The following is an 8,685-nucleotide window of genomic DNA, read 5'->3' as shown; positions in this document are numbered from 1 at the left end:
GGGGGGGGGGGGGGCCCGCCAAACGCCGCTCGCACCCGGGGGGCGCGGCCCGCGGGGGGGTCCCCCCCCCGCGCCTCCCTGCTTTCCCGCCGACCTCGACGCCTCCCGCGCGCCCGCACCCGTTCCCGCACCCTGCGCCCTGCACCCTGCGCCCCGCGCCCTGCACCCTTCCCCGCACCTCGACGTCCTTCCCCTGCGCTCCGGGCCGTCCGTCCGGGTAAACTGCACCGAGTAGTGCAAATGAGGCCTGAGGAGGGACCCGCCCGATGAGCGCAGCGAACCCGGCACCGACCGCCGGCTCACGCCGGATGCCGGAGAAACGGCAGGCCATCGCCCGCGCGGCGAGCACGGTGTTCGGGCGCGAGGGCTACACCCGGGCGAGCGTCGACGCGATCGCCACCGAGGCCGGGGTGTCCAAGCGCACCATCTACAACCACTTCGGCGACAAGGAGAAGCTCTTCCTCTCCGTCGCGCTGGAGACCGCCGGCGAGCTCACCGAGATCGTCGCCGCCCTGGCCGACCGCCATCTGCACAAGATCGTCGACCTGGAGGCCGACCTGATCGCCTTCGCCGTCGACCGCGCCAAGGCCGTCCTCGCGGCCGGCGAACACTACGCGCTCGGCCGGACCATCCGCGCCGAGGCCGGCAACATCCCGCCCGACGTCCTGAACGCCTGGCTCGCCGCCGGCCCGCTCGCCTCCCACCGCGACCTCGCCGCCCACCTGGTCCGCCTGGCCGGCCAGGACCTGCTGACGGTCGACGACCCCGACCTCGCCGCCACCCACTTCACCCTGCTCACCTTCAGCGGCGCGGCCGACCAGTCCTTCTACGGCGCCGTCCCGATATCCGACGCCGCCCTCCACACCACCGTCTCCACCGGCGTCCAGGCCTTCCTCCGCCTCTACCGCCGCACCGCCCCCCGCCCCGCCGGCGCCTGACGGCCACCCCCACCCACAACCCCCCACCCCCGCGTCCCGCCCCACCGCAGCTGCCGCCGCCGACCGGCACCGGCAGCGGCCCCGGCACGGGGAAAGCCGCAGGTCGCACGACCTGCGGCCGGACCGCGAAGAGCGAACGGACGAGACGGCCCGACCGGAGCAGCCGGGCCCGCCCCGCTCAGGCCGTCCGCCCCCCGTTCCCCAGCGCCACGCGCGCGGGGATCCAGGTGCCAACGGCGGCGAGCGCCGCGCCGCCGACGACGACGATCACGAGCTGGGTGACCGGTACCGCCACCGGGGCGGTGCCCCGGGTGATGCCCCGGGCGTAGGCGGTGAGCACCCCGAAGGCGATGCCCAGGCCGAGGACCGTGGCGATCGCGACGGAGGCCGCGGTCTCCCAGCCGAGCATCCGCCGGACCTGGCCGCCGGTGGCCCCGGTCAGCCGCAGGGCGGCGAACTCGTGGCGCCGCTCGGTGATGCTCATGGCCAGGGTGTTGAGCACGGCGATGGCGACGAAGGCGACGATCAGACCGAGCGTCACGTAGCCGATCTGGGCACTCGTCCGGTCGCCCGCGGACTGGGCGGCGACGCGGTCGAGCACGCCGATGCCGGGCTCGGTCCGCAGCGCCGCGGCCAGGGCGTCGCGGGTGACGCCGTCCCCCCGGACGAGCAGGCTGTCGTCGAGCGGGACGTCGACGTGCGCGGCGACCGGTCCGTGCGCCAGGGTCAGGTCGCCGAAGGCCATCCCCCGGGCGTACAGGGCGACGACGGTGACCTCGTACGGCGCGCCGTCGGCGAGGGTGAGCCCGACCCGCTGGCCGATCCGGTACCCCAGCCCGTCCGCGGCCGCCGCCGTCCCCTCCGCCAGCCGGCCGAGGTCGCCCGCGGTCACCCCCAGGTCGAGGGTGTCGGACAGCCGCTCCGGCGTGACCGCCTGCACGCTGCGCTTCTCCAGACCGTCGCGCACCTGGCTGTGGAGCACCCGGGTCACGGTCCGGACGCCGGGGACGGCGGCCGCCGCCGCGGCGACGGAGGAGGGGACGCGGGGCCCGACCACCAGGTCGGCGACGTTCCCGCGGTCGCGCTGCGCGCTCGTCGCCCGGTCGACGGTGGTCCCGGTGAAGAGGATGGTGCAGGCCATCGCGATCAGCAGCGTCAACGGGGTGACGACCGAGGCCAGCCGGTGCGCCGCGGCCCGCAGGTTGTGGGCGGCGAGGTAGCCGCCGACCCGGGACGCCCGCAGCGGCAGGCCCAGGACCGCCGCACCGGCCCGGGCGACCGGCGGCCCCAGCAGGGCGAGCGCGGTGCACCACAGCAGGACGGCGTTGAAGCAGACCGGGGTGGAGGACTGGTCCGAGTGCAGCGCGGTGAGCAGGACGGTGAGGACGACGGCGCCGGCGGTGGCGACGGCACCGAGGACGATCCGGACCGGGCCGATGCGCGGCGGCCTGGACTCGGCCTCGCCGAGGGCCTCGACCGGCTTGACGGCGGTGGCCCGCCGCGCCGAGATCCGGGCCGCGCCCCAGCCCGCGAGCAGGGTGGCCCCGGCCGCGGCGATCGCGGGGAACGGCGAGAGGACGACCGGGAAGTTCGCGGGGATCACGTCCAGGGAGACGAACCGGTCGTGCAGCCGGTCGCCCAGCGGCACGCCCGCGGCGGCACCGAGGATCCCCGCGGCCAGGCCGACCACGAGCGCTTCGCCGCCGATCATCTTCCGGACCTGCCGTCCGGTCGCGGCGACCGCCCGCAGCACCGCGATCTCGCGCTGGCGCTGCTGGATCGACAGGGCGAAGGTGCCGACCACCACCAGCAGGGCGACGATCAGGGAGGTGCCGCCCAGGACGGCGCCCATGCTGATCAGACGCACCTGGGCGTTGGCGGCGTCGGGGAACTCCACCCGCCCGCGCTCGTCGCCGGTGCGGACCACGGCGACCGGGCCCCCCGCCGCCCGGAGCAGCTCCCTGACGTCGTCGGCGGCCGAGGCCGAGGACGGGAACACCCCGATCGCGCTGACCAGACCGTCGTGACCGGCGAGCCGACGGGCCTGCTCCGGGGCGAAGTACACCCCGGCCTGGGCGGCGAACCCCTGCGTGGTGACGCCGACGACGCGGACGGTCGACGACCCCGTGGCGGTGCGGACCTGCACGGTGGAGCCGACGGACAGGTGGGACCGGGCCGCCGTGGCCGCGTCCAGCACGACCTCGTCGGCGGCCGACGGCGCGCCGCCCGAGGCCAGGGTCAGGCCGGACAGCGGCGCCGACTCCCAGCCGTGGCCCCACGAGTTGCGCGTGGGCCCGCCGGGCAGCAGCACGGGGAACATCACCTCGGTCGCGACGGCCCGCACCGAGGGCAGCGCCCCGATGCGCCCGGCGAGTGCGGCGGGCACCCAGGCCCGGTCGGTGATCGGCTTGGCCTTCTCCCTGGTCCTCCCCTCGCCCCGGTCCTCGACGTGGTGGACGTTCTGGTCCCCGGTGACCACGACCGGTGCGGCCGCGTACCGTTCGGGTTCGACGCTGCCGAGGATCCCCGTGGTCAGCAGCGTTCCGCAGCCGCTGACCAGGGCCGCGGCGCAGAACAGCGCGACGAACGCGCCGGCGAATCCGGCCCTGCGGTGCCGGAGGGTGGCGAGGGCGAAGCCGAGCATCATCGGTTCCACGCTCCCAGGCGGATCATGCGGTCGGCCACCTTGGCGGCGGTCGGCCCGGACATCGTGTCGGCGACCCGGCCGTCGGCCAGGAACAGGACGTCGTCGGCGTAGGACGCCGCGACGGGGTCGTGGGTGACCATCACGACGGTCTGGCCGAGCTCGTCGACGGCCTGCCGGAGCAGGGTGAGGACCTCACGGGCCGTCATGGTGTCGAGCGCACCGGTGGGTTCGTCGGCGAAGAGCACCTCGGGATCGGAGACCAGGGCCCGGGCGATGGCGACGCGCTGCTGCTGCCCCCCGGACAGCTGGCCCGGGCGGTGCCCGGTCCGCTCCTGCAACCCCACCCGCCCGACGAGTTCGGCGAGCCGCGCGGCGTCGGCCCGCCGACCCGCGAGGCGCAGCGGCAGCGTGATGTTCTGCTCGACGGTCAGCGCCCCGACGAGGTTGAACGCCTGGAACACGAACCCCGCGCGCTCCCGGCGCAGTTCGGTCAGCTTCGTCTCGCTGAGCCGGGACAGGTCGGTGTCCCCCAGCCGGACCGTTCCGGACGTCGGACGGTCCAGGCCCGCCGCGCAGTGCAGGAACGTGCTCTTGCCCGAACCGGACGGCCCCATCACCGCGGTGAACCCGCCCTTCGGCAGCCGCACCGTCACCTCGCGCAGCGCGGCGACCGCACCCCGCCCCTTGCCGTAGACCTTGCTCACTGCTTCCAGCGTGATCGCTTCGCTCATGCTCCTCAGCCTGCCGATCCCCGGGCGCCCCCGGCAGGGACGGGATCACGAGCCACCCGTGACATCGTCACGGGTAGGGTCGGCGCATGATCAGACTCCTGCTGGCGGAGGACCAACACGTGGTGCGCAGCGCGCTGGTGGCGCTGCTGGAGCTGGAGCCGGACCTGGAGGTCGTCGCGCAGACGGGCTCCGCCGACGACGTGGTGCCGAGGGCGCTGGTCTTCACCCCCGACGTCGCGGTGCTCGACATCGAGATGCCGGGCCGGCTGGACGGGCTGCAGGCCGCTGCCGCGCTGAAGGAACGGGTTCCGGGCTGCCGGACCCTGATGCTCACCTCGAACGGCCGGCCCGGGCTGCTCCGCAGGGCCCTGGAGGCGAAGGTCGACGGCTTCCTGCTGAAGACCGCCCCGCCGGAGGAACTGGTGGCGGCGATCCGGCAGGTGGCCGGCGGCGGACGGGTGCTCGACCCGGGACTCGCGGTCGCGGCGTGGGACCTCGCCGACAATCCGCTGACGCCGCGGGAGAACGACGTGCTGCGGGAGCTGGCCGAGGGCGCCGAGCCGCCGGAGATCGCGACCCGGCTGCACCTGTCGACCGGCACCGTCCGCAACGTGCTGACCGCGGTCGTCGGCAAGCTCAACGCCCGCAACCGGACGGACGCGGTACGCATCGCCCGCGACGCGGGGTGGTTGTAGCGGCCGGCGCCGGCACGGTGGCCGTCAGTCCCGCGGCACCTCGGCGCGCAGCACGTACCAGCCGTCGTCCGGGCCGACCGACAGGGTGCCGCCGATGGCGGCGAGCCGGACGGTCAGCCCTCCGATCCCCGATCCGGGTGCGCTGACGCCGTCCGGCACCCCGTCGTTCTCCACCTCCAGGCGCACCGAGTCCCCGTCCAGCGAGGTGGCGATGCGTGCGTGGCGCGCGGAGCTGTGCCGCAGGAGGTTGGTGACGGCCTCCCGGAGGACCACGCTCAGGACGGCTCCCGCGGCCTCCGGAACCGGCCCGTCGTCGAGTTCCACCGTGATGGCGGCCGCCTCCAGGACGGCCGCCGCCGACGCCAGTTCCGCGGCGAACGACAGCCGGGGGGCGGCGTCGACCACCGTTCGCAGCTCGCTCTCCCCGCGCTCGGCCAGACGCACGATGTCGCGCAGCTCGGCCCGGCTGCGGCCGGCGTCCGAGGCCGACAGCCGCCGGGCGAGCTCGGCCTTGAGCAGGATCGCGGTCAGCCCGTGGCCGAGCAGGTCGTGCAGGTCGCGGGCGGCGCGCAGGCGTTCGGTGACCACGGCGGCCCGGGCCAGCCCCGCCCCCGCCCGCTGGAGCTGCCGCACCAGGCGGACCAGCCGCAGCACCCCGTGGACGACGACGCAGGAGATCAGGACGTCGACGGCGGCGAACAGCCCCGGCACCGCACCGCCGCCACCGGCCGCGCCGCCGCCGACCGTCCCCCCGGGGATCAGGCCGCCGGTGATCAGGCCGCCGGCCACCGCCGCCGCGCCGGCGAGCGCCAGGCCGGCCCGGGGCGGCAGGGCGAACAGGAGCGCACCGGCCAGGATGCCGACCGCACCGATCCAGTTCCGCCCGAACCAGGGCAGCGGCAGGAAGGCGAGGGCCGCCGAGCCGAGCAGGAGCAGCCGGGCGGGGCGCGCCGCGTCGCGGGTCGCGTCGCGGGTCGCGAAGCGGACCTGGAGTCCGCAGAGCAGCAGCAGGCACGGGACGCCGAGGCCGAGCAGGGGCACCGGGACGAACAGGACGGCCTTGACGCAGAAGGTGCCCAGCACGAGGACGTACAGGCCGAGCACCGTCCGCAGTTCGGGCGGATCCGCCAGCGCCGCCGGGGCGGGGGTGGCCGCGACCTCCGCCTCGACGGCGAAGCGCCCGTCCGGCTCCAGACCCGCCGTCAGCGAGCCGCCGACGGAGCGGACCCGGTCGGCGAGGCCGTCGAGGACCTCGGCGCCGAGCGCGGCCGTCGGCACACCGTCGCTGACCACCCGCAGCACCACCCGGCCGGCCCGCTCGCCGGTGACGATCTCGCACCGCCGCGCGTCCCCGACCCGGACGACGGCGGTGACCGCCTCCCGCAGGACGGTCGCCAGTACCGTCCCGGCCGGTCCGAGCGGCTCCGAGTGCCCGATCCGGAGGTCGGCGGCGATGCCGGCGGAGGCGAGCAGGGCGCGGGCGCTGGCCGCCTCCGGGGCGAGCGACAGGCTGCGCAGCTCGGCCGCGGTGGCACGGGTCGCCGCCAGGGTCCGGCGGGCCGTGGCGATCAGGGCGTCCAGGACGGCCGGATCCTTCCGGAGCGCCAGGCCGCGGACCTCCCGCAGGCCCTCCGCGAGGCCGGCCTGCAGGCCGGCCGCGATCCGCAGCCGTTCGGCGGTCACCGCGGAGGCCGCCAGGGTGAGCCGGGCGGCGTGGACCCGCGTCGCGAGCAGCGCGAGCGTGGTGACGGCGTACAGCATGGCGGCGCCGATCACGAGGATGAGCATCAGGTCGACGACCGTGCGCGCGCTGCCCGACCGGGCCGCCTCGGTGAGCGCCGCCGCGCCACCGAGCAGGAACAGCGAGGTCCGGCGGCGCTCCAGCAGCAGTGAGGCGGCCGGGAGGCACAGCAGCCCGATCGAGACCCCGAGCGGAACGACCGCCAGCCAGCCGACGGCCAGCTCCGTGAGCGTCCAGGCCACGGGCGGCGCCGCGGGGACGGCCCGCCGCAGTCCCGGCTCGACATGGCGGAGCTGCACCGCCACCAGCAGCAGGCACGCCACGACGACCGCGAGCCCGGCACCCGGCTCCGCCGGCACCCGTGCGAGCCCCTTCAGGAGGTGCACCGAGGCCACGGCGGCGGCCACCCCGCCCACCAGCGCACGCGACGACCGCGGCGCGACGTCGCCGCTCGCTACCCCCTCCACCCGGGGCATGCTACGCGGAACCCGATCACCCCGGACGACAAGAAAGCCCCAGGCCGTGGGCCTGGGGCTTTCCTTGTGGAGCGGGCGACGAGAATCGAACTCGCACTCTAAGCTTGGGAAGCTCATGTTCTACCACTAAACTACGCCCGCCTGACGAGCCGTCAGAGACCGCTCGATCTGTGCCCACTGTACCCCATGGGTGACACCCGTTGCACAGCTGATCGGAGGCCGTGGCGGAGCCGCGGGGGGCGGTCGGCGAGGCGTACTGTGTGGGCCGCGTGAGAGCGCCGCGGCGGGCGGGGCGCGGGGCGGCGAGCCTTGGTGTGGAATGTCCGGAACATCCCCTAATGTGACGCTGGTCCCGTGGGCTGTCGCCCGTTCGGGGCGCGACGAGTACGGGTGAGTAGCGGGGTAAGGATGGGAAGGGGATCGATGGAGCAGCGCGCCGTCGTTCGTTGTGCCGAGGGGCACCTGTTCAGCACCACCACGTTCCCGATGCAGAATCTCGGGCCCGGCCGGCTGGGGCCGGGGCGGCTGATCCGCTGTCCGCAGTGCGGACGGCTGAGGAGTTCGGTGCTGGCCGATGTGCGGGAGCTGTCCGAGCCGCAACTGGCCCGGGCCCTGCAGTTGGAGGCCGCGGAGTTCCTGGCCTGACCGGGGTGACCGCGGGACGGTGGTGACTGGTGCGGCCCCGGGCGATTCGTCCGGGGCCGCGTCGTGCACGTAACCTCGAAGCGTGCTGCTCTCTGACAAGGACATCCGGACCGAGATCGACAAGGGCCGGGTCGTGATCGACCCCTTCGACCCTGCGATGATCCAGCCCTCCAGTATCGACGTACGACTGGACCGCTTCTTCCGGGTCTTCGAGAACCACCGCTACCCGCACATCGACCCCTCCGAGGAGCAGCCGGACCTGACCCGGCTGGTCGAGCCGGAGGAGGACGAGGCGTTCATCCTCCACCCCGGCGAGTTCGTCCTGGCGTCGACCTACGAGGTCATCTCGCTGCCGGACGACGTCGCCTCCCGCCTGGAGGGCAAGTCCAGCCTGGGCCGCCTCGGGCTGCTGACGCACTCCACGGCCGGCTTCATCGACCCGGGCTTCAGCGGGCACGTCACGCTGGAGCTGTCGAACGTCGCGACGCTGCCGATCAAGCTCTACCCCGGGATGAAGATCGGGCAGCTCTGCCTGTTCCGGCTCTCCTCGCCGTCCGAGCACCCGTACGGCTCGGAGCGCTACGGCTCGCGCTACCAGGGGCAGCGCGGTCCGACGCCGTCCCGCTCGTACCTGAACTTCCACCGCACCAAGGTCTGACACCGCGCGCGGCGGCGACCGCACGACGGCAGGACCGCACGGCAGCAGAGCAGAGCCGACGTGGGGGGGGGGGCGCGGGGCGACCGGGCGCCCCGCCCCCCCGCGCGCCCGGGGGGGGGCGGGGCGGGGGGCGCCCCCGCGCGCCCCCCGGGCG

7 protein-coding genes and 1 tRNA gene are annotated in these 8,685 nt (G+C 75.3%); 4 read left to right on the top strand and 4 right to left on the bottom strand.

The genetic code is table 11. The features are described 5' to 3' along the window. Positions 1–266: 266 nt before the first annotated feature. Positions 267–938 (top strand): TetR/AcrR family transcriptional regulator, encoded by a 672-nt coding sequence (locus ACFWOG_RS24290; protein ID WP_329884896.1) that lies wholly within the window; start codon positions 267–269, stop codon positions 936–938. A 178-nt stretch (positions 939–1,116) separates the two neighbouring features. Here ACFWOG_RS24290 and ACFWOG_RS24285 read toward each other — a convergent pair whose 3' ends face one another. Both ACFWOG_RS24285 and ACFWOG_RS24280 read right to left on the bottom strand, forming a co-directional pair. Continuing rightward, on the bottom strand, positions 1,117–3,585 hold the full coding sequence (locus tag ACFWOG_RS24285) for an FtsX-like permease family protein (protein ID WP_380360968.1): 2,469 nt from the start codon (positions 3,583–3,585) through the stop codon (positions 1,117–1,119). After that, positions 3,582–4,316, bottom strand: coding sequence for an ABC transporter ATP-binding protein (locus tag ACFWOG_RS24280; RefSeq protein WP_329884895.1), 735 nt, complete (start codon positions 4,314–4,316; stop codon positions 3,582–3,584). Before ACFWOG_RS24280 ends, ACFWOG_RS24285 begins: the two co-directional genes overlap by 4 nt. 86 nt (positions 4,317–4,402) lie before the next feature. On the opposite strand from ACFWOG_RS24280, the gene ACFWOG_RS24275 reads away from it, so the two are divergent. Beyond that, positions 4,403–5,011: a response regulator transcription factor gene (locus ACFWOG_RS24275; protein ID WP_329884894.1), complete on the top strand. Its 609-nt coding sequence runs from the start codon at positions 4,403–4,405 to the stop codon at positions 5,009–5,011. A gap of 24 nt (positions 5,012–5,035) precedes the next feature. Here ACFWOG_RS24275 and ACFWOG_RS24270 read toward each other — a convergent pair whose 3' ends face one another. Both ACFWOG_RS24270 and ACFWOG_RS24265 read right to left on the bottom strand, forming a co-directional pair. Then, complete coding sequence (locus ACFWOG_RS24270; RefSeq protein ID WP_380360946.1) at positions 5,036–7,219, bottom strand: histidine kinase; 2,184 nt, start codon at positions 7,217–7,219, stop codon at positions 5,036–5,038. Positions 7,220–7,295: 76 nt separating this feature from the next. Then, a tRNA-Gly gene (locus ACFWOG_RS24265) sits at positions 7,296–7,369 on the bottom strand. Positions 7,370–7,636: 267 nt separating this feature from the next. On the opposite strand from ACFWOG_RS24265, the gene ACFWOG_RS24260 reads away from it, so the two are divergent. Both ACFWOG_RS24260 and dcd read left to right on the top strand, forming a co-directional pair. Beyond that, positions 7,637–7,873: a hypothetical protein gene (locus ACFWOG_RS24260; protein ID WP_329948342.1), complete on the top strand. Its 237-nt coding sequence runs from the start codon at positions 7,637–7,639 to the stop codon at positions 7,871–7,873. 82 nt (positions 7,874–7,955) lie between these two features. After that, entirely contained in the window at positions 7,956–8,531 is a 576-nt protein-coding gene (gene dcd / locus ACFWOG_RS24255) for a dCTP deaminase (protein WP_329884891.1), read from the top strand. Positions 8,532–8,685: the final 154 nt, after the last annotated feature.

It is taken from the genome of Kitasatospora sp. NPDC058406 (assembly GCF_042722765.1).
Lineage (GTDB): Bacteria > Actinomycetota > Actinomycetes > Streptomycetales > Streptomycetaceae > Kitasatospora.
Note: the sequence above shows the minus strand (reverse complement) of the source record. Positions and strands in the feature narration are given on the sequence as shown.

Coding starts and splice junctions, on each gene's coding strand:
- ACFWOG_RS24260 (WP_329948342.1), top strand. CDS start 7,637: ATGGGAAGGGGATCGATGGAGCAGCGCGCCGTCGTTCGTTGTGCCGAG.
- ACFWOG_RS24280 (WP_329884895.1), bottom strand. CDS start 4,316: ATGAGCGAAGCGATCACGCTGGAAGCAGTGAGCAAGGTCTACGGCAAG.
- ACFWOG_RS24285 (WP_380360968.1), bottom strand. CDS start 3,585: ATGATGCTCGGCTTCGCCCTCGCCACCCTCCGGCACCGCAGGGCCGGA.
- ACFWOG_RS24275 (WP_329884894.1), top strand. CDS start 4,403: ATGATCAGACTCCTGCTGGCGGAGGACCAACACGTGGTGCGCAGCGCG.
- ACFWOG_RS24290 (WP_329884896.1), top strand. CDS start 267: ATGAGCGCAGCGAACCCGGCACCGACCGCCGGCTCACGCCGGATGCCG.